Source organism: Halorussus marinus, assembly GCF_004521895.1.
Lineage (GTDB): Archaea > Halobacteriota > Halobacteria > Halobacteriales > Haladaptataceae > Halorussus > Halorussus marinus.
Window position 1 is genome coordinate 89460 of the sequence record NZ_SBIR01000008.1, and the last position, 17974, is coordinate 107433.

20 protein-coding genes are annotated in these 17974 nt (G+C 69.3%); 9 read left to right on the forward strand and 11 right to left on the reverse strand.

Annotation, left to right across the window (positions count from 1 at the left end; translation table 11 throughout):
* Nucleotides 1-38 precede the first annotated feature (38 nt).
* Both EPL04_RS11665 and EPL04_RS11670 read left to right on the forward strand, forming a co-directional pair.
* Nucleotides 39-887 carry an SDR family NAD(P)-dependent oxidoreductase gene (locus tag EPL04_RS11665; RefSeq protein ID WP_134671525.1) on the forward strand — a complete coding sequence of 283 codons (849 nt, stop codon included), beginning with the start codon at nucleotides 39-41 and terminating at the stop codon, nucleotides 885-887.
* 44 nt (nucleotides 888-931) lie between these two features.
* Complete coding sequence (locus EPL04_RS11670; protein ID WP_134671526.1) at nucleotides 932-1534, forward strand: DJ-1/PfpI family protein; 603 nt, start codon at nucleotides 932-934, stop codon at nucleotides 1532-1534.
* A gap of 34 nt (nucleotides 1535-1568) precedes the next feature.
* Here the strand turns inward: EPL04_RS11670 and EPL04_RS11675 are convergent, their stop codons facing one another.
* Nucleotides 1569-2009, reverse strand: coding sequence for a universal stress protein (locus EPL04_RS11675; protein WP_134671527.1), 441 nt, complete (start codon nucleotides 2007-2009; stop codon nucleotides 1569-1571).
* Between the two features lie 147 nt (nucleotides 2010-2156).
* Between EPL04_RS11675 and EPL04_RS11680 the strand changes: the two genes are divergently transcribed.
* On the forward strand, nucleotides 2157-2552 hold the full coding sequence (locus EPL04_RS11680) for a DUF2267 domain-containing protein (RefSeq protein WP_134671528.1): 396 nt from the start codon (nucleotides 2157-2159) through the stop codon (nucleotides 2550-2552).
* 56 nt (nucleotides 2553-2608) lie between these two features.
* Nucleotides 2609-3037, forward strand: a complete 429-nt coding sequence (locus tag EPL04_RS11685; RefSeq protein ID WP_134671529.1) for a universal stress protein — start codon at nucleotides 2609-2611, stop codon at nucleotides 3035-3037.
* Nucleotides 3038-3053: 16 nt separating this feature from the next.
* Here the strand turns inward: EPL04_RS11685 and EPL04_RS11690 are convergent, their stop codons facing one another.
* On the reverse strand, nucleotides 3054-3827 hold the full coding sequence (locus EPL04_RS11690; protein ID WP_134671530.1) for an HAD-IIA family hydrolase: 774 nt from the start codon (nucleotides 3825-3827) through the stop codon (nucleotides 3054-3056).
* Nucleotides 3828-4009: 182 nt separating this feature from the next.
* Here EPL04_RS11690 and EPL04_RS11695 point away from each other — a divergent pair, with 182 nt between their 5' ends.
* Nucleotides 4010-5014 carry a glycerophosphodiester phosphodiesterase gene (locus tag EPL04_RS11695; RefSeq protein WP_134671531.1) on the forward strand — a complete coding sequence of 335 codons (1005 nt, stop codon included), beginning with the start codon at nucleotides 4010-4012 and terminating at the stop codon, nucleotides 5012-5014.
* A 48-nt stretch (nucleotides 5015-5062) separates the two neighbouring features.
* Here the strand turns inward: EPL04_RS11695 and phnE (EPL04_RS11700) are convergent, their stop codons facing one another.
* The 5 genes from phnE (EPL04_RS11700) to EPL04_RS11720 form a co-directional block, all read right to left on the reverse strand.
* Nucleotides 5063-5863 (reverse strand): phosphonate ABC transporter, permease protein PhnE, encoded by an 801-nt coding sequence (gene phnE, locus EPL04_RS11700; protein WP_134671532.1) that lies wholly within the window; start codon nucleotides 5861-5863, stop codon nucleotides 5063-5065.
* A complete protein-coding gene (gene phnE / locus EPL04_RS11705; protein ID WP_134671533.1) occupies nucleotides 5863-6681 on the reverse strand; it encodes a phosphonate ABC transporter, permease protein PhnE in 819 nt (272 codons plus the stop codon). The genes phnE (EPL04_RS11700) and phnE (EPL04_RS11705) overlap by 1 nt, the downstream gene beginning before the upstream one ends.
* 4 nt (nucleotides 6682-6685) lie before the next feature.
* Entirely contained in the window at nucleotides 6686-7489 is an 804-nt protein-coding gene (gene phnC, locus EPL04_RS11710; RefSeq protein WP_134671534.1) for a phosphonate ABC transporter ATP-binding protein, read from the reverse strand.
* 124 nt (nucleotides 7490-7613) lie between these two features.
* Nucleotides 7614-8729, reverse strand: a complete 1116-nt coding sequence (phnD, locus tag EPL04_RS11715) for a phosphate/phosphite/phosphonate ABC transporter substrate-binding protein (protein ID WP_134671535.1) — start codon at nucleotides 8727-8729, stop codon at nucleotides 7614-7616.
* A 185-nt stretch (nucleotides 8730-8914) separates the two neighbouring features.
* On the reverse strand, nucleotides 8915-9979 hold the full coding sequence (locus tag EPL04_RS11720; protein WP_134671536.1) for an iron transporter: 1065 nt from the start codon (nucleotides 9977-9979) through the stop codon (nucleotides 8915-8917).
* Nucleotides 9980-10082: 103 nt separating this feature from the next.
* Between EPL04_RS11720 and EPL04_RS11725 the strand changes: the two genes are divergently transcribed.
* Nucleotides 10083-10850, forward strand: a complete 768-nt coding sequence (locus EPL04_RS11725; protein ID WP_134671537.1) for a hypothetical protein — start codon at nucleotides 10083-10085, stop codon at nucleotides 10848-10850.
* A gap of 22 nt (nucleotides 10851-10872) precedes the next feature.
* On the opposite strand, the gene EPL04_RS11730 is transcribed toward EPL04_RS11725, so the two are convergent.
* Nucleotides 10873-11604 carry a fumarylacetoacetate hydrolase family protein gene (locus tag EPL04_RS11730; RefSeq protein WP_134671538.1) on the reverse strand — a complete coding sequence of 244 codons (732 nt, stop codon included), beginning with the start codon at nucleotides 11602-11604 and terminating at the stop codon, nucleotides 10873-10875.
* Between the two features lie 78 nt (nucleotides 11605-11682).
* Entirely contained in the window at nucleotides 11683-12963 is a 1281-nt protein-coding gene (locus EPL04_RS11735; RefSeq protein ID WP_134671539.1) for a DUF7405 family protein, read from the reverse strand.
* A 97-nt stretch (nucleotides 12964-13060) separates the two neighbouring features.
* Here EPL04_RS11735 and EPL04_RS11740 point away from each other — a divergent pair, with 97 nt between their 5' ends.
* Nucleotides 13061-13363, forward strand: a complete 303-nt coding sequence (locus EPL04_RS11740) for a hypothetical protein (RefSeq protein WP_134671540.1) — start codon at nucleotides 13061-13063, stop codon at nucleotides 13361-13363.
* A gap of 17 nt (nucleotides 13364-13380) precedes the next feature.
* Here the strand turns inward: EPL04_RS11740 and EPL04_RS11745 are convergent, their stop codons facing one another.
* Complete coding sequence (locus EPL04_RS11745; RefSeq protein WP_134671541.1) at nucleotides 13381-14139, reverse strand: hypothetical protein; 759 nt, start codon at nucleotides 14137-14139, stop codon at nucleotides 13381-13383.
* Between the two features lie 177 nt (nucleotides 14140-14316).
* Here EPL04_RS11745 and EPL04_RS11750 point away from each other — a divergent pair, with 177 nt between their 5' ends.
* Nucleotides 14317-14850 carry a 20S proteasome subunit A/B gene (locus EPL04_RS11750; protein WP_134671542.1) on the forward strand — a complete coding sequence of 178 codons (534 nt, stop codon included), beginning with the start codon at nucleotides 14317-14319 and terminating at the stop codon, nucleotides 14848-14850.
* 303 nt (nucleotides 14851-15153) lie between these two features.
* The gene (locus EPL04_RS11755) at nucleotides 15154-16317 is read left to right on the forward strand and encodes a tubulin/FtsZ family protein (RefSeq protein ID WP_134671543.1); all 1164 of its coding nucleotides are present in this window, start codon (nucleotides 15154-15156) and stop codon (nucleotides 16315-16317) included.
* 19 nt (nucleotides 16318-16336) lie between these two features.
* On the opposite strand, the gene EPL04_RS11760 is transcribed toward EPL04_RS11755, so the two are convergent.
* Nucleotides 16337-17938, reverse strand: coding sequence for an ArnT family glycosyltransferase (locus EPL04_RS11760; RefSeq protein WP_134671544.1), 1602 nt, complete (start codon nucleotides 17936-17938; stop codon nucleotides 16337-16339).
* Nucleotides 17939-17974: the final 36 nt, after the last annotated feature.

Consider the following 17974-nt stretch of genomic DNA (forward strand, 5'->3'; position numbering starts at 1 on the left):
TCCGGAAGGTCCTAACCGACCGTGCCCGAATCGCGGGTATGCGAGTGGTCCTCATCACGGGCGCCGCGTCGGGCATCGGGCGAGCGACCGCGCGGGCGTTCCGCGAGGCGGGCTGGCGGGTGTACGCGACCGACGTCGACGCCGAGGGGCTGGCGGGCCTCCCGGACTGCGAGACGTTCCGGCTCGACGTCTCCGACCCCGAGGCGTGTCGCGACGGCGTCGAGCGCGTGGTCGAGGCCGCCGGTCGGCTCGACTGTCTGGTCAACAACGCGGGCTACGCCGCGCCGGGGCCGATCGAGGACGTCCTGGAGGCCGCCGCCGTCCGGCAGGTCGACGTGGTGCTCCACGGCCCGCGCCGGATGGCCCGGGCGGCGTTGCCCCACCTCCGGGCGACCGGCGGGACGATCGTGAACGTCTCCAGCGTGGTCTCGCGGTCGGCGTTCCCCGGGCTCGGCGCGTACAGCGCCGCCAAGTTCGGGCTTCGGGGGCTGACCGACGCGCTCCGGATGGAGACCGACGCGGTCGGCGTGGCGGCGGTCGAACCGGCGTGGGTGTCGAGCGACTTCGCGGCGGCCGCCCGCGATCGGCTCCCCGACCCCGACGACCGCACCGCGGAGTACGCCGGGACGTACGCCGTGCTCGAACGCGGCGTCGGGGTCGGTAGCGAGCGGTTCGCGGTGACCCCCGAGCGGGTCGCCGCCGAGATCCTCCGGGCGGCGACTGACGCCGACCCGAGGGCCCGGTACCCCGTGGGTCCGATCGCGCGCTTCGTCGCCTCGGCCCGGTACTTCCCCGATCCGATCGAGGACCGGCTCAAGCTCCTGTTCGGGCGGCTCTCGGTGGGGATCGGTCGGCTGGCGCGGTGGCTCTCCGGACGCGAGCGGTGACCGGCGATAGCTATTATGTCCTGTGGGTGGTAGTACCTGTCACTATGTCCGGCAAGCGGCTACTGATGATCGTCGGCGACTACGGCGAGGACTACGAGATAATGGTGCCGTTTCAGGCGCTTCAGGCGGTCGGCCACGAGGTCGAGGCGGTCTGCCCCCAGAAAGACGCGGGCGACACGGTCAAGACCGCGGTCCACGACTTCCGGGGCGACCAGACGTACGTCGAGTCGCGGGGCCACGACTTTCGGGTGACCGCCGCGATGGACGAGATCGACCCGGCGGCGTACGACGGACTGGTGTTGCCCGGCGGGCGCGCGCCCGAGTACCTCCGGACCCACGACGAGGTGCTGGGGACCGTCCGCCACTTCTTCGAGGCCGACAAGCCGGTCGCGGCCATCTGTCACGCCGCCCAGATCCTCGCGGCGGCCGACGTGATCGAGGGTCGGACCTGCTCGGCGTACTCCGCGCTCGAAGCCGACGTGGAGGGCGCGGGCGGCGAGTACTACGACGGCGTGACCACCGACGGTAACCTCGTCACCGGCCGGGACTGGGGCGACCACGTCGAGTGGCTCTCGCAGTTCCTCGACGTGCTCGGCACCGACGTCGAACACGGCGAGCCCGCGGTCGCCGAGGCCGCCGAGGACTGAGCCGGCGGGTCGGCCCCGGCGCCGAGACGGCGGGCTACTCCTCGGTCGACTCGCTCGTTCGCACCGTCAGGACGGGCACGTCGGCGGTCCGAACCACCTTCTCGGTCACGCTCCCGAGGAGGTAGCGATTCAGCCCCGACCGGCCGTGAGTCCCCATCACGATCATGTCGACGTCGTGGTCGTCGGCGTAGTCGAGGATCGTCCGCTGTGGCGTGCCGTGGATCACTTCGGTCGCCACGTCCTCGACGCCGGCGTCGGCCGCCCGTTCGGCGATAGCCTCGACCGCCACTTCGCCCTGTTCTTCGAACGACTCGATGACCGCCGGCGTGTGTATCTCGGTCGACAGCGACGCGAGGTTCACGACGTTCACCGCGTGGAGCTCCGCGTCGTACGTCGACGCGAGGTCGATGGCTCGCTCGACGGCGGGGTCGACCGCATCGCTTCCGTCGGTCGGAATGAGTATGCGTTCGTACATACTAGATCGTTCGTCTCCCGCTCGGGAAAACGATTCGGGCGTTCTCGGTCGTCGAGAGCCGTAACCGGGCTTTATACCGGTTTACCGTCGCCGTCCCGACCTCGACCTGCCGCCACGCCTTTCACCCCGACAGTGGTACCGGGACGCATGCAGTACAACGAGTTCATGGGGCAGGTCCAGAACCGCCTCGAACTGCCCGAGCAGAGCCGAGCCGTTCGGGCGACGCGAGCCGTGCTGACCACGCTGGGCGAGCGCCTCCAGCCGGGCGAAGCCACCGACCTCGCGGGCCCGCTCCCGATGGAGGTCGACTACTACCTCGAAGCCGCCGACTCGGGCCAGCGCTTCGACTACGGCGAGTTCGTCGAGCGGGTCGCCGACCGCGCGAACGTCGACGAGTCCGACGCGGCTTACTACGGCCGCGTGGTGGTCGGGCTGGTGAGCGAGCTCGTGGCCCGCAGCGAGCTCGAACAGGTCCGGGCCCAGCTCCCCGACGACTACGACGATCTGTTCCAGTTGGTCGACGCCGAGGAAATCGAGGAATGATCGTCCGGACCGACCGGCGCGAAACAGTCAAAAGGCTATCACCCGAATGACCCTCCATGTACGAGACAGTTCTGTTCCCGACCGACGGTAGCGAGGGGACCGAGGCCGCCCTCGAAAACGCGCTCAACATCGCGTCGACGTACGACGCGTCGGTCCACGCGCTGTACGTCGCCGACACAAACCAGTACAGCACGACCACGCTCGACGACGGTGCTCGCGACGTGCTGGTCGAGGAAGGCGAGGACATCGTCGGCGACGTCGTCGAGCGAGCCCAGGCCCGGGGCGTCGACGTCGAGGACGTGGTGTTGCAGGGCGACCCCTACGAGACGATCCTCGACTACATCGAGGAGTACGGCGTCGATCTGGTCGTGATGGGGACCCACGGCCGCCGCGGGGTCGAGCGGTATCTCATCGGGAGCGTGACCGAGAAGGTGGTTCGGACCGCCGACGTGCCCGTCCTGACGGTGCCGCTGGCCGACGAGTGAGTTCGGTCGGTCGGGCTCACAGCACCGTCTCGATCGACGCGAGCGAGTCGAGCACGTAGTCCGGTTCGACCGTCGCCTCCCGGAGGTCGGCCTCGTCGGTCACGCCGGTCAGCACGAGGACCGTCGTCATGCCGGCGTGCTCGCCCATCTCGATGTCGGTTTCGAGCCGGTCGCCCACCAGCAGGCAGTCGGCCGGGTCGGCCTCGAGCAGGTTCGTCGCGGCGGTCATCGCAGTCGGCGAGGGTTTGCCCGCGACCGCGTCGAGCTCGCGGCCGGTGACGCCCTCGATCGCGCCGATCATGCCCGCGGCGTCCGGGATCTCGCCGTCCGCGACCGGGCAGGTCCGGTCGGGGTTGGTCGCGACGAACGCGGCGTCGCCGTCGAGGGCGTTCATCGCCGCGGTCAGCGTCTCGTAGTCGAACGACCGGTCCATCGAGGCGACCACGACCCCCGCGTCGGCTGGCGTCTCGGTGACCCGGACGCCGGCGGCTTCGAGGTCGGCGACCAGCGGCGCCTCGCCGACCACCAGCGCCGCGCGGTCGGGGTACTCCCGGGCGAGCAGGTCGGCGGTCATCGCGCCGGAGTTGAGCACCTCTCCGGGCTCGGTCGGGACGCCGAGGTCGGTGAGCTTCCGGGCGTAGTCCGCGCGCCGCTCGATCGCCTTGTTCGAGACGAACGCGACGGCGGTCCGGCGCCGCAACGCCTCGATGCCGACGTCGGCCCCGGCGAGCAGGTCGCCGCCCCGGTACACCGTGCCGTCGAGGTCGATCACCGCACCGTCGTAGGTCATGGGGAACTCCCGTCCGTCCCCGAGTAGTCGCTCATCCGTTGGGCCACCGGTACGGGTCGCGAGTGGATAAGCGTTCGGCGCGCCGGTCCCGACCGCGCTCCGCGTCCGGGGTTAGATTCGGCCCGGTCACGAAACTATGAATTAATAATTACTTTTATCGGCGACGGCGTAGCTCGGGCGTCATGCTGGGGAAAATACAAGAACTGTCCCGACGGACGTTCCTCAAAGTGACGGGTGCATCTCTCGTGGGTGGAGCGGCGAGCGCTACGAGCGGGGCCGACGAGTCGACGGACGCCGAGCGACGGCCGCCGACCCAAGGCGGCGCGGACGCCGCGTCGCTCGTCGCCCACCGCGGGTTCGCCGGGCTCTACCCGGAGAACACCCTCGGGGCGATCCGAGGGTCGGTCGCCGGCCAGTCGCCGCCGACCGCCGACCGGGTGAAGGCCGACATGATCGAGATCGACATCATGCCGTCGGCCGACGGCGACGTGATGGTGTTTCACGACGACACGCTCGGGCGGCTCACCGACGCCCCCGAGAGGATGGCCGACCAGTACGTCTGGGAGACCCCGACCGATCGGCTCCGCGAGCTCCGGGTACTGGGAACCGACGAGCCCATCCCCAGACTCGGGGAGGCGATGCGGGCGATCCCGTCGGAGGTGGGCGTGAACATCGAGTTCAAGAACCCCGGCTCTGCGGATATCCGCTTCGCGGAGAACCTCGACGGCGAGGCGCTCGAGACCCAGACGGAACTGTGGATGGACCTCGCCGAGGACGCGCTCGCGATCGCCGCGGACCACGACAACGAGGTGCTCGTCTCGTCGTTCCAGGAGGGCGCGCTGGCGGCGGTCCGGGAGGTCGACGACGGCGTCCCGATCGCGTTTCTGTTCTGGGACTCCATCGAGGAGGGGCTGGCAATCACCGAGGAGTACGACTGCGAGGCGCTTCACCCGCCGCGCAACATGATCCGAGGTACCGACTTCTTCGGGAACGAATACTACGACGGTCAGGAACCCGAGACGTTCGCCGACGTCGACCTGATCGCGGAGGCCCACGACGCCGGCCGGGCGGTCAACGTCTGGACGGTCCAGACGTGGCGGCAGGCCGAGCAGTTACAGGAGGCCGGGGTCGACGGGCTCATCGCCGACTACGACGGGCTTCAGCGATACGGCGCGGGCGCGGTCTGAGTTCCGCCGGCCCGCGAGGGGCCGGGGACCGAGTCCGGGGCGGTCTCGCTACCGGACCTTCCGGCGCATGTACGCCGAGAAGACCTCGCTGAAGACGACCACGCCGAGGATCGCGATCAGGATCGTCAGCACGTTGTCCCACGCGAAGGAGTTGATGCTGGTCGTGAGCGCCACTCCGATGCCGCCGGCGCCCACGAACCCGATGATGGTCGAGGCCCGGACGTTGATGTCCCACCGGTAGGTCGAGACGCCGACGAACGCGGGCTTGATCTGGGGCGCGATGGCGTACATCAGCACCTGAAACGGGCTCGCGCCGGTGGCTCGGATCGCCTCGACCTGCCCGTGGTCGATCTCCTCGATTCCCTCTGCGATGAGCTTCGCGGTGAACCCGATCGACCGGACCGCGATCGCCAGCACGCCCGCGAGCGCGCCCGACCCGAACAGCACCACGAAGATGAGCGCCCAGATGATGACGTTCACCGACCGGGTGAACGACACGATGAACTTCCCCAGGTAGTAGGTCGCCCGGTTCGGCGAGGTGTTCTCGGCCGCGAGGAACGCGATCGGGAGCGAGATCAGGACCGCGAACGCGGTCCCGAGGATCGAGATGTGGATCGTCTCGATCAGCGGCGGGAGGATCTCGGTGACGTACCCGAGGTCGGGCGGGTACATCCGGCTGAGCAGATCGTAGGTCTCCCGCGGCGCGGTCGCGGCGTACTCGTAGTTGATGTCAAGCGCCCGCCACGAGACCGCGAAGGCGGCGACGGCGAGTCCGACCCCGAGCGCGCGGAGCGCCCGCTGGGTCGGCGAGAACCGCCGCCACTCGCGATCGTCTGATTCTGCGGCCATCACTGGACCCTCCTGCGGACGATCGCGCTGACGGCCTCGCCCACGAGAACGATCGCGACGATCGCGAGGATGATCGTGAGGCTGAAGTCGTAATCGTACTTCTGGAAGGAGTTGAGCAGGGTCACGCCGATCCCGCCCGCCCCGACGATGCCGACCACGGTGCTGTGGCGGATGTTGATGTCCCACCGGTAGATGCTGAGTCCGACGATCCGCGGCAACACCTGCGGGAGGACGCCGTACAGCAACACCTGAAACCGGCTCCCGCCGACCGCCCGTATCGCGTCGAGTTGGCCGCTGTCGATGTCTTCGAGCTCCTCGGCGAGCAGTTTCCCGAAGAACCCGATGGTCTTGAACGACAGCGCGATCACGCCCGCCAGCGGGCCGAACCCGACCGCCTTGACCGCGACGATGGCGACGATGAGCTCGTGGAACGACCGCGAAATCGAGATCACCCCGCGGCTGGCGTAGTACACCGACGACGGCATCAGGTTCTCGGCCGCGAGAAACCCCACGGGGAGGCTGATCAGGATGCCGATGACCGTCGCCACGATCGACATGTTGATGCTCTCGACGAGCCCCTCGACGAGGAGTTCGCGCTTGCGGGGCGTGAGCTCGGGCGGCACCATGTTCTGGACCAGATCCACCGCGGCGTCGATCCCCGCGACGAACCGGGCGAACGAGATCCGGATGTCCCACATGCTCCAGACCACGAACACCACGATGAGTCCGTAGATGACCCACTTGATGTACTTGTTGTAGAAGGCGCTCGGACGCTCCCACGAGCCGTACTCGGTCGACGTTTGCTCTTCGAGCGACATCCCATCACTCCCGTTTCTCGGTGGTGAGCGAGTCGGTCGTCTCGTCGGGCGCCGCCCGGCCGACTCGCGACTCCCCGCCGCGGTAGATCACGTCCCGACCCTCCTCGTCGAGCGCCTCGGGCGGCCCCTCGAAGACGACCTCGCCGTCCGAGAGCCCGACGATCCGGTTGGCGTAGTCGATCGCGAGATCGATCTCGTGGATGTTGATCAGCACGGGGATGTCGTCGTCGGTCGCGATGTCGGTCAGTAGCTCCATCACCGACCGGGAGGTCTCGGGGTCGAGACTGCTGGTGGGCTCGTCGACCAGCAGTATCTTGGGGCGCTGGATCACCGCCCGCGCGATGCCGACCCGCTGGCGCTGGCCCCCCGACAGCTCGTCGGCGCGGCTGTTGTCGTACCCCCCGAGCCCGACTCGATCGAGGATTTCGTAGGCGCGCTGGACGTCCTCGCCCGCGAACTTCCGACGGAGCGCCTTCCAGTTGCTGGTGTAGCCGAGTCGCCCCGAGAGGACGTTCTCCATCACGGTGAGCCGCTCGACGAGGTTGAACTCCTGAAAGATCATCCCCATGTCCCGCCGTGCCTTCCGGAGTTCGGCGGTGTCGAGGCCCGTGATCTCGGTGTCGTCGAGCCACACCTCCCCGGCGGTCGGCTCGGTCAAACGGTTGATACACCTGATGAGCGTGCTCTTTCCGGCGCCGCTCGGGCCGACGATGGCGACGATCTCGTTTCCCGACACCTCCATCGAGACGCCCCCGAGCGCCTCGTCGCCGGTCTCGTAGGTCTTGTGTAAGTCACTGACAGTAAGCATGCGTCCACTCCCCCGCTCCCGATACGGCTCTCGGCAGCTACCGAAACGTAATGCTCTTCTATGATAAATAAGTTGCATCCGTCGCGGCCGGGCCTCGGCCCCGACCGCGGTGACCGCCCGGCGGTCACTCGCCGATCTCGCCCTCCTCGTACTCGACCTCGTTGGCCTCTTGGATCGTGAGGATCACGTCCCACGCGCTGGCGTAGTCGACGTCGATCCACTGGCCCCGGCCCTCGAACTGCTCGGCGATCGAGGTATCGGAGTAGTCGTACTCGAGGAACGCCGCCCGGATCCCCTCCTGAAGCTCCGGCGTGAGGTTGTACCGGTAACAGAACCCCGTGGTCGGGAACGGCCGGCTCGCGAACACGCACTTGATCTGGGTCGGATCGATCTGGTCGGCGTCGACCACGCGGGCGTAGCAGGTGCTACACACCGGCGCGCCGGCGTAGTCGTCGTTCGCGACCCCGAGCGCGCTCTGCTGGTGACCCCCGGAGAACTCGACCTCGTAGTCCTCGCCCGGCACGACGCCGAACTGGTCCTCGAAGATCGCCCGCGGCGCGAGGTTGCCCGAGTTCGATGTGGGTTCGGTGTGGGCGATGGTGTTGCCCGCGTAGTCCTCGACGCTGTTTATCTCGTCGTTGTCGGCCTGCGTGATGGCCCAGAGCCGATAGCCGAAGTCGCCCTCGTCGGACACCTGGATCGAGAACGGCACCGCGCCCGCGAGGTTCACCGCGAACGGCACCGTTCCGGTCGAGAACCCGCCGATGTGGAGCCGTTCGGACCGCATCGCCTCCACCTGTGCGGCGTAGGAGTTCAGCGGGAAGAACTCGACGGTCTTCCCGGTCTCCTCGGCGATGTTGTCGAGCAGCGGTTGCATCGTGTCCTGATACACCGCCGGGTCCTCGGTCGGCGCGAGCGAGAACGTCAGCCGGTCGGGATCGATGAGATCGCCTTCGGACTCGGGCGTCTCCTCGACCGGCCCGCCGTATCGCGGCTCCTCGCGCTCTTCCATCCGTTCGAGATCCTCGATGTTCCCGGTCTCGAACCCCTCGTCGAGAAGCACGTCTGTCGTCACCGGGAAGTCGAACTGCTGGTCGGCGCCGTCGCCGGTGGTGGTCTCTTGGCCCCCGGCCGTGGTAGTCTCTTGGCTCGTTGTCGCCCCGGCACGCCCCGTCAGAAACGCCGTCGCCGCGGTCCCCGTCCCCACGAGGAACGCGCGGCGCGTAGTGTCGTTTGGCATCGGAACCCCCACCGGGGTTGCAATGAATGTGCAATTTCTTCTTTTCTTATAGGCAAATATTGCCTATTTATCGGCGCCCGTCCGAGCCGAGACCGCCGGCGTCGCCGCGCCCGGGTCGGTTCGGCCATCGACGCCGGCGCGAGACGCGGTCATATCCAGAGACGACTACGCCGAACGCCTACCGATCAGGCTTCGAGCGTCAGGTCCATCTCGGGCATGTCGATGAACGCGGTCTCGTAGCCCTCGTGGCGCGCGACTCCCGGCGGGGTGTTGACCGTCAGCGCGAGCGAGTCGCCCGACTCGACGGCCTCGACGCCCGCGCCGTAGTGATAGCCGATCTCGGGACCGACCGCGGGTTCGAATCTGTCCTCGAACAGGGTCTCGCCGCCCCGCGAGAGGGTTCCCGCCAACCCCATGAACGGCAGCGGATAGCGGTTGTACGGCGTCCGGGGCGACACCGCGAGGTACGCCCCGCCGTCGACGAACTCGGGGGCGTCGTCCGGGCGGAACGCGACGAACTCGGCGTCGCCGCTGGTCGCCGATCCGAGCACCGTTCCGGGGAGCGCGTCGGGTTCGGGGACCTGCGCGATCGGGGCGTCCATCTCCGCGGGATCGAGCGCCCCGGCGTTTCCCTTCTCGTCGGGGAACTCCTCGTAGGGCAGGTCGCCGATCGTCGAGCGCTCGTGGTCGAACTCGACCTCGATCGTCGCCCCCTCGTCGAAAGCGTCCCGGAGCGCGCCCAGTCGGCGGGCCTGCATCGCGCCCACCTCGATCCGGGCGGTGTAGGTGCCGTCGCCGTCGAGGACCATGTTGTCCCCGAAGTGATACCCCATGTTCTGCGAGAGCATCGGCCAGAGGCTCCGCGAGTCGACGGTCTCGCCCCCCTTCAGCACCTCCGCGGAGACGTTCGCGCTCGGCAGGACGGTGCCGGTCTCGTCGTCCCAGACGGTCGCCATCAGGTGGACGGTCTCCTCGTCGCCCACGTCGGCGCGGTTGGTGTCCGAGCCGGTAATCGTCCAGAAGGCGTGGGCGTAGCTGTACATCAGCCCGAGCCGATACCGGCCGTCGGTGCCCGATCCGATCATCGTCATGCCGTCGCTGTGGGTGGGATGATACACCTGCGGCCCGCGGTCCTCGACGGTCGTGAACTGCCCGCGCCGGGCCGACTGGGTCTCGAAGAGCCCGGCACAGCCGGCGAGCCCCGCTGTCCCGAGCGCCGCGCCGGCGGCCAGTAGGTCGCGTCTGTCCATCATCCGAGCGTAGCGGCCTCGGGGAAATACGGATTCTGGTACGCGCGTCGAAACCGGATGAGTTCGGGAAGTTACTTGGGCGCCCGACCACCGTCGTTCGAACGTGCCCGCCGAACGCCGCCTCTCGACCCTCCAGCGAGACGCGCTCCTCGCGATCCTCGCGCTCGCGTTACTGACGGCGCCGCTGTGGCTCACCGCGACGAGCCTCGGCGCGGAGACGTACGTCTACGAGCGCGCCGAGGTCGTGATCGACGACGAAAGTGGAATCGCGTACGCGAACGACACGGGCGTCCCGCTCGGGGCGTCTGTCAGCGACGAGATCGCCTGCACGACCGCGTGGGCGGTCCGACCCTGCGCGTTCGAGCAGTACCTCGCGTCGAACAACACGGTCCCCTCCGAGATCTACACCAGCAATCCGGGGACGAGCCACTCGGTCCCGATAGAGCCATACGGCTACGCGCAGGCCGACGGCGTCGTCTACGAGACCGCCTACGTCGCCAACCGGTCGGCGCGCAACGAGGACGGGATGTATCGGCTCGACCTCGCGCTCGAACCGGTCGGAGCCGAGGAGGCGCTCCGGAGCGTCTCGATCGACGCCTCGACCGAGCGCCCGGACGCCCCCTCGGTCGCGGTCGAGGCCGCGCAGGAGGGACGCGCCGTCGCCCCCCGTGAGATCGAAGTCCCGCAGACGCCGATCCGGGTCGACAACGGGCGCTACTACCGGGTCTACGGGGCGCGGACGACCGAGCCGAACCCGTTCGGGCGACTGCTCCGGACCGGGCTCTCGTGGCTCGGTCCGCTGGTCGGCTTGCTTCTGAGCTACCGGCTCTGGGGACGAATCGAGATGTCCTACGCGGGGAGTCGGCGCTGACCGACGGGCGTGGGTCGCCGGCTCACTCCGAGCGCACGCCGTGGCGCAAGGTCCCGACGCCCTCGACTTCGACCTCGACCTCGTCGCCGTCCGACAGCGGCGCGACCCCGGCGGGCGTCCCGGTCGAGACCACGTCGCCGGGTTCGAGCGTGAGGTAGGTCGTGATCTCTTCGAGGAGTTCCGGGACCGACCAGATGAACTCCGCCCGCGAGGACGACTGGCGGGTCTCGCCGTTCACCCGGAGCTCGACGCTCGCGTCGTCGGGTATCTCGTCGGGGGTCGCGAGGACGGGGCCGAGCGGCGCGGAGTTGTCGAACGCCTTCCCGCGGACCCAGTTTTGCTCGCGGTCCTGATCGTCGCGGTTCGAGACGTCGTCCATGCAGGTGAATCCCTCGACGTACGACATCGCCTCGTCGGCGTCGACGTTCCGGGCCTGCTCGCCGACGACGACCGCGAGCTCGGCCTCGTGGTCGACGCGCTCTTTCCCGTCGGGGAGCGAGACGGTGTCGCCGTGGCCCGACAGCGCGCTCGGCGGCTTGAGAAAGAGCAGGGGCCGGTCGGGCACGTCCTTGCCGCGCTCGTCGGCGTGGTCGTGGTAGTTCAGCCCGACGCAGACGATCTTCGAGGGCTCGCAGGGCGGGAGGATCTCGACCTCGCTCTCGTCGTACGTTCGGCTTCCGAACGCGACGCCGTCGTCGGTCCGCTCGCCGGTCCGGACGCTCCCGGCCGGGTCGCGAAATCGCACTTTGCGCATGAGGGTGCGTGGGAAGTCCGGGGATAAAGAGGTTCGGCGTGCGGCCAATGTGTCCGGATGGTGGGGACGCCGGACGGCTCACGCCGGTCGCGCCGGCGGCAACGCACGCAGTTGTCGGGGCGGGACGAGGTAGTTCCCGCGCCGGAGCACCTCCATGTACTGGAGGATGCCATTGTTGTTCTTCTGGCCGACCGCCGACTCGTCGGCGATGTCGGTGCCGTTCATCGCCTCGCGGGTGTCCACGAAGTCGGCGATCGAGCGGTGGAGCGAGACGAAGTGGAGACCGGCCTCGTCGTCGTCGGTCGAGTCGAAGTCCCGCCGGAGGATGATCGGGTCGCCGTCCTCACGGGCGCGGGCGGACTTCTGGGAGTGGCCGACCATCCCCTTCTCGCGGGCGTGGTCGGTGGCGTGGGCGGGACAGCCCCGCTCGTCCATCCCGGCGGAGGTACCGAGGTTGTCGCCCGGCCCCTCCACGAGGCCCTCCTCGGCGTGGACCGGGCAGAACATCTTGCCCACGCGCTGGTCCCGGCTGTCTTGCTCGTACCACTGCTGGAGCTGGAGCCGGATCCGGGAGGCGTGCATCGTCGTCCCGCCGGCGAACGGCCCGGACTCGATCGTGACCCGGTCCTCGGAGGCCTGAGACTTCTCGAACCCCGACTTGAACCCCATGTAGAGCGGCGAGTCCTCGGGCACCGGCTCGGAGTCGGGGACGCCCCGGACGTCCTGATTGTCGGCGGGCAGGCCGTCGCCGACGAACCCCGTCCGGCGGTCGCCCCGGTCGAACACCCCCGAGAGGTCGGCGGCCATCTCGACGCCGTTGGCCGACGACGCCTCGCCGACCAGCGCCTCCTCGGCCGCCAGCACGACCGACGGGTGGTCGCTGGCGAGGTGGACCGCGGCGTCGCGGGTGTCTGGTTCGGGGTCCTCGAACGGGGCGAGCGGTCCCGGTTCGGGGAGGTCGACCGACTCGGGGAGGTCGGCGTCGAACCGCTCGAAGTACGACGGCGAGTAGCCGACGGTGAAAAGCAGGCCGTCGTGGCGCCGGGCGTAGGCGCGTTCGAGGCTCTCGAACGCCGACGCGGCCGTCTCGCGGTCGGCGTCGGTCGGCTGGCCGTCGCCGGCGTAGTCCAGCAACAACAGGACGTGGTGGCGCGGCGGGCGGTCGTTGCCGTGGTCGTCGGTCGCCAGCGCGTCGCTCCACGCGTGCTGGCGGGCGGGCACCGACGAGAGGTCCTCGGGGCCCGCCGGCACGTCGGGCGAGTCCGAACGGCTCAGACACGCCGAGAGCGCCGACGCGCCGCCGATGGCGACCGCGGCCTTGGCGAACTGCCGCCGGGAGAGGCGTCCGGTGTCGTCCATCGCCCGACCCTAGGGACCGGAGGTGAAAGGGGATTCTGGTTCGCGCGTCGAAAGGTCGACCCCAACGCTTTCCCCGCCGGGGCGGGAACGTGTTAGCATGGAGTCACGAAATGCGGTCGGGATCGCGCCCCTCCTCACCGGCCTCGCGCTCCTCGGGACGACGGGCGAGTCGGCGCTCGACGCGCTCGGGACCGGCGTCGGATCGGTCGCCGACCTCGCGGCGCTCGCCGGCGCGGTCGGGTCGCTCGCCGCGATCGCGGTCGGCGCGGGGATCCTGCTCGGGTGGCGGTCGTTCGGGACGGACGGCGACCGCGAGCCGAGGCGCGACGGTGCGAACGCCCGCCTCGTCGCGCTCGCGGCGGTCGCGTTCGCGCTCGGCGTCGCGGGCGCGATGCTGTAGCCCGCCCGCCAACGCCCTCAGAACGGGAAGCCGCCGTACCGGAGATACACCATATCGAGGATGAGAAGCAACTGGAAGAGCCCCTGGACGCCCCCGAGCATCGCGTTTTGCTTGCCGATGGCGGCGATGATCGAGGGGTCGGGGTTCGCCGACTTCATCTCCCGGTACATCCGGAGTTCGCCCGGCATCAGGAAGCCAAAGCCCTGAACCGAGAGGATCGTCACGATGCCGAGCGCGACCGCGATCGTCGGGGTGGTCATCTGGAGGTCGCCGACGGTGACCCCGACCCACGAGAGCGATCCGACCGCCGCGAGCGCGAACGCCGCCTGCCACCGCCGGTCGCCGTAGGCGTCGAGGCGCCGGCCGAGCAGTAGCAGGATCGGGAGGAGGTTCGCGGCGGTGAACAGCGCGAGCCACGGCTCGGCGTGGGGGAACATTCCGATGCGCTGGGCCAGCGTGATGCCGCCCGCGATGGTGACGAACGCCAGCGACGGGAGCAAGAACGCGGTCTTTGGAGTGAGCCGCCGGAACACCGCGGCGCTTTGCTCGTCGTCGAGGCCGCCGACGACCGGACCCAGCACCGCGCCGATGAAGATGTCGATGCCGGTCCAGAGCACGCCCGTCATGACGTGGACGTAGGTGTGTTGTTGGATCGATGCGACCGTCACGGCGTAGCCGAGCGCCGCCAGCGGGACGAAGACCACCGCCACCGCAAAGGCGGGGTTCGCCCGCCGGCCGAGCCCGGAGATGGTACCGCGGATCGTCGCCGTCGACATGTATCCCACCAGTTGTATTTACAACTTAGATATGTATCTTCCGGCAAGCGAGGCCGCTTCGCGGGTCCGCAGGCGTCGAATCGATCGCCGTCCGGCAGGTCCCCGATCCGGACGACGGTCCCGCAAGCCGGACGGTCGGCAACAACGCACTTGCCCGACGCCGACGAACGGGTCTGTATGGCTACGATTCTCGGCGTCGAAGTGGACGGGGGCGCGGTCCTCGCGGGCGACCGGCTCCGGAGCGAGGGCGGCACCGTCGAGACCGAAAACGAGCGCTACGTCTTCGACTTCGACGAGGTCGGGGCGGCGGCCGTCGGCGACGGCGGCGACGTCGAGGAGTTCGAGCGCCGGCTCCGGTCGGAGGTACGCGACCACGAGACCCGGGACGACGACCCCATGGCTCTCACCCGCCTCGCCAGCGTCGCGTCCGACCTCGCCGGCGAACTCGGCGTCGAGGCGGTCGTCGCGGCCCGCGACGAGGACGGCGTCCCCCGGATCCGGGCGATCGGCGCCGACGGCGGCGTCCGCACCGATCCGACTGCGGCGCTCGGGAGCGGCGCGCAGTTCGCGGTCGGCATCCTCGACGGCGCGGACCGGAACGTCGATCTCGACGCGGGCGAACGACTCCTTCGGGACGCGCTCGACACCGCGGCCGAGCGCGACACGGGGACGGGCGAGGAAGTCGACGCGTACCGGCTCGGCGACGGATAAGCCCCGCCTACGTCCGATCCGAGGGTCCCACTGGCGGGCGCAACGCGAAGCCGGCGATCGGGCGGCCGGGGCGAGCCGCGGCGTCGGTCGACCGTCGGCCGACCCTACTCGGGTTACGTCGGACCTGTGAGACGGCGCCCCGGCTCGCGGGGCAAAACCGTACTGAGGATTTATACCGCGGGGCGTGGTCCCGGAGTTCGGGGGCTACGGAATGAGTATCACTCAGTACGGGGCGCGTGTATCGACCGCAGGCGGCGTCCACCCGATCGACAGGAGTCCGTTGACCGCGCGGGGGTGGTCGGCGTGAAACTCGCGATGATCGGCTTCGGGCAGGCCGGCGGGAAGATCGTCGACAAGTTCATCGAGTACGACCGACGGACCGGGAGTCAGGCCGTCCGTTCGGCGGTCGCGGTCAACACCGCGAAGGCCGACCTGATGGGACTGGAGTACGTCCCCGAGGACAATCAGGTCCTGATCGGCCAGTCGCGGGTGAAAGGCCACGGCGTCGGCGCCGACAACGAACTCGGCGCCGAACTGGCCGAAGAGGACATCGACGAGGTCCAGAGCGCCATCGACAACGTCCCGATCCACGACATCGACGCGTTCCTGATCGTCGCGGGGATGGGCGGGGGCACCGGGTCGGGCGGCGCGCCCGTCCTCGCGAAGTACCTCAAACGGATCTACACCGAACCGGTGTACGGGCTGGGCGTCCTGCCGGCCCGCGACGAGGGCGGCATCTACACCCTGAACGCCGCCCGGTCGTTCCAGACGTTCACCCGCGAGGTCGACAATCTGCTGGTGTTCGACAACGACGCGTGGCGCGAGTCCGGCGAGAGCATGGGGTCGGGCTACGACCGGATCAACGAGGAGATCGTCCGACGGTTCGGCATCCTGTTCGGCGCGGGCGAAGTCGGCGACGGCGGCGAGGTCGGCGAGAGCGTCGTCGATTCGAGCGAGATCATCAACACGCTCTCGACCGGCGGCGTCTCGACCGTCGGCTACGCCGCCGAGGCGGTCGACAACGACACCGGCCTGCTCTCGCGGTTCACGAGCGACGACGGCGTCGACGCGACCCACGCCACCAACCGGCTCACCAGCCTCGTCCGGAAGGCGGCGCTCGGTCGGCTCACCCTACCCTGCGAGATCGAGAGCGCCGAGCGGTCGCTGTTCGTCGCCAGCGGCCCCTCTCGGTACCTCAATCGGAAGGGGATCGAGAAGAGCCGCAAGTGGCTCGAACGCGAGACCGAGTCGATGGAGGTCCGGGGCGGCGACTACCCGGTCGGAGACGCCGACCACGTCGCGGGCGTCGTCTTGCTGTCGGGCGTCTCGGAGGTGCCGCGGGTCGACGAACTCCAGTCGGTCGCGATCGAGGCCCAGGACAACATCGACGAGCTCCGGGCCGAGAGCGACGAGCAGACGACCGACCTCATCGAAGACGAGGACGGCGAACTCGACCCGCTGTTCTGAGCGCGGCCGCGCGCCGCCGTCACGCCGGGCCGCCGCCGTCGGCGTCGTCCAGCGTCTCGAAGACGATGACGCCGTCGTTCTCGAAGACGATCTCGTAGCGCGGCGAGAGGTGCATCGACATCGCCAGCTGGCTCGTTCGCTGGAACTCCATCCCGCGGACCGTAAACCGGCCCTTCGGGAGGTAGACGTAGTCGGGGCTCACCCCCGCGGTCGACAGCGTCGCGGTCATACACTGGGCGCTGTTGCACGAGGAGATGTCCCGAAACAGCTCCAGCTGTCGGGTGTAAGGCTCGTCGCCCTTCCACTCGACGCCCCACGGCCCGACGAGCATCGTCCGGTGTGTCTGCTGGGGGAACCACTCGGCGGCGTCGCCCTGCACGACGAAGGTGGCGTCGGGAGCCGTCGAGCGCTCGACCCACGCCATCGCCGCCTCGTCGGTCCCGTCGACGAACTGGGGGAGCGAGGGACTGCCCGAGTGAGCGTTCACCTCGCCGGAGACGTACATCGCGCCGGACGCGACCCCGACCGCCGCGAGCACGACGAGCGCGACCGTGACGACGCTCCGACTCCCGACCGCGGGTCCGGAGCCGCGAGCCAGCCATCCGCCGACGCCCTCGATCAGGAGCACCGCCACGACGAACGCGCCGACGAGTAACGAGAACCGGGGCTTACCGAGCGTCACGGTGACCCCGAGGAACCACGCCGGCAGGAAGTACCGACGCTCACGGAGCAGGTAGAAGAGCCCCGCGAGCGGAATCGCCTGCCAGAGCATCTCCACCAGCGATATGTCGACGCTCATGAAGTCCGACACCGTCGGCAGGCCGCCGCCGATGCCGCCGTGGGTGCCCGCCGCGCCGGTGAACACCCCGACGCCGTGGGCGGCCATCACCTGCGTCCACCACGGGGCGGCGAGGGCGACGCCGCCGACTCCGACGATTAGCCCGCGCTTGAGCCCCCACGCGGTCCGGTCGAACCGCAGGTACAGCAGGACGTACGACAGCGCGAAGAACACGGTGTAGACGGGATGGGTCAGCGCGGTCAGCGCGAACAGCGCCAGCGACGGGACCGCCCACCGACTGTCGCGGTCGCGGTAGAGGCGCAGTCCCGCGTAGAGTCCCGACAGCGCGAACAGGAAGGCGGGCGCGCGGACGATGCCGCCCGCCGAGATGTGCCACCGGAGCACCGGCGGGCTGACCGCGACGATCAGCGTGGTGACCGCCGCCTGCGGCCGCGACTCGAGCAGGTCTCGGGCCAGCAGATACAGCGGCACGAGGTACGCGACGGTCACCACGCCCGGGATCACCCGGCTGATCGCGAACGGACCGGCGCCCGACAGCTCCCGGATCACCGCGGTCACGTAGAACATCAGCGGCGGGTACGCGAACGGGACGCCCTCGTCGGTGTAGTGGGGGATGGTCTCGGGCAGTGCGTACCCGTTCTCGGCGATCCGTTCGGCGATGAGCATGTAGAGCCCTGCCCCGAACGAGGGGTACGGGTGGGTCTCCAGATAGACGACGACGAGACAGACCGCCGACAGCACCGCGGGCGCGAGCCAGAACAGCTCGCTCGCGACGCCGCGCTCTCGCACCGTCGTCTCGCCTGCGAGGTTCTGTTCGGTCATGGGAGGTGATCCTGCGTCCGAGTCGGACGCGCGCTC

Coding starts and splice junctions, on each gene's coding strand:
- EPL04_RS11665 (WP_134671525.1), top strand. CDS start 39: ATGCGAGTGGTCCTCATCACGGGCGCCGCGTCGGGCATCGGGCGAGCG.
- EPL04_RS11670 (WP_134671526.1), top strand. CDS start 932: ATGTCCGGCAAGCGGCTACTGATGATCGTCGGCGACTACGGCGAGGAC.
- EPL04_RS11675 (WP_134671527.1), bottom strand. CDS start 2,009: ATGTACGAACGCATACTCATTCCGACCGACGGAAGCGATGCGGTCGAC.
- EPL04_RS11680 (WP_134671528.1), top strand. CDS start 2,157: ATGCAGTACAACGAGTTCATGGGGCAGGTCCAGAACCGCCTCGAACTG.
- EPL04_RS11685 (WP_134671529.1), top strand. CDS start 2,609: ATGTACGAGACAGTTCTGTTCCCGACCGACGGTAGCGAGGGGACCGAG.
- EPL04_RS11690 (WP_134671530.1), bottom strand. CDS start 3,827: ATGACCTACGACGGTGCGGTGATCGACCTCGACGGCACGGTGTACCGG.
- EPL04_RS11695 (WP_134671531.1), top strand. CDS start 4,010: ATGCTGGGGAAAATACAAGAACTGTCCCGACGGACGTTCCTCAAAGTG.
- phnE (WP_134671532.1), bottom strand. CDS start 5,863: ATGGCCGCAGAATCAGACGATCGCGAGTGGCGGCGGTTCTCGCCGACC.
- phnE (WP_134671533.1), bottom strand. CDS start 6,681: ATGTCGCTCGAAGAGCAAACGTCGACCGAGTACGGCTCGTGGGAGCGT.
- phnC (WP_134671534.1), bottom strand. CDS start 7,489: ATGCTTACTGTCAGTGACTTACACAAGACCTACGAGACCGGCGACGAG.
- phnD (WP_134671535.1), bottom strand. CDS start 8,729: ATGCCAAACGACACTACGCGCCGCGCGTTCCTCGTGGGGACGGGGACC.
- EPL04_RS11720 (WP_134671536.1), bottom strand. CDS start 9,979: ATGGACAGACGCGACCTACTGGCCGCCGGCGCGGCGCTCGGGACAGCG.
- EPL04_RS11730 (WP_134671538.1), bottom strand. CDS start 11,604: ATGCGCAAAGTGCGATTTCGCGACCCGGCCGGGAGCGTCCGGACCGGC.
- EPL04_RS11735 (WP_134671539.1), bottom strand. CDS start 12,963: ATGGACGACACCGGACGCCTCTCCCGGCGGCAGTTCGCCAAGGCCGCG.
- EPL04_RS11740 (WP_134671540.1), top strand. CDS start 13,061: ATGGAGTCACGAAATGCGGTCGGGATCGCGCCCCTCCTCACCGGCCTC.
- EPL04_RS11745 (WP_134671541.1), bottom strand. CDS start 14,139: ATGTCGACGGCGACGATCCGCGGTACCATCTCCGGGCTCGGCCGGCGG.
- EPL04_RS11750 (WP_134671542.1), top strand. CDS start 14,317: ATGGCTACGATTCTCGGCGTCGAAGTGGACGGGGGCGCGGTCCTCGCG.
- EPL04_RS11760 (WP_134671544.1), bottom strand. CDS start 17,938: ATGACCGAACAGAACCTCGCAGGCGAGACGACGGTGCGAGAGCGCGGC.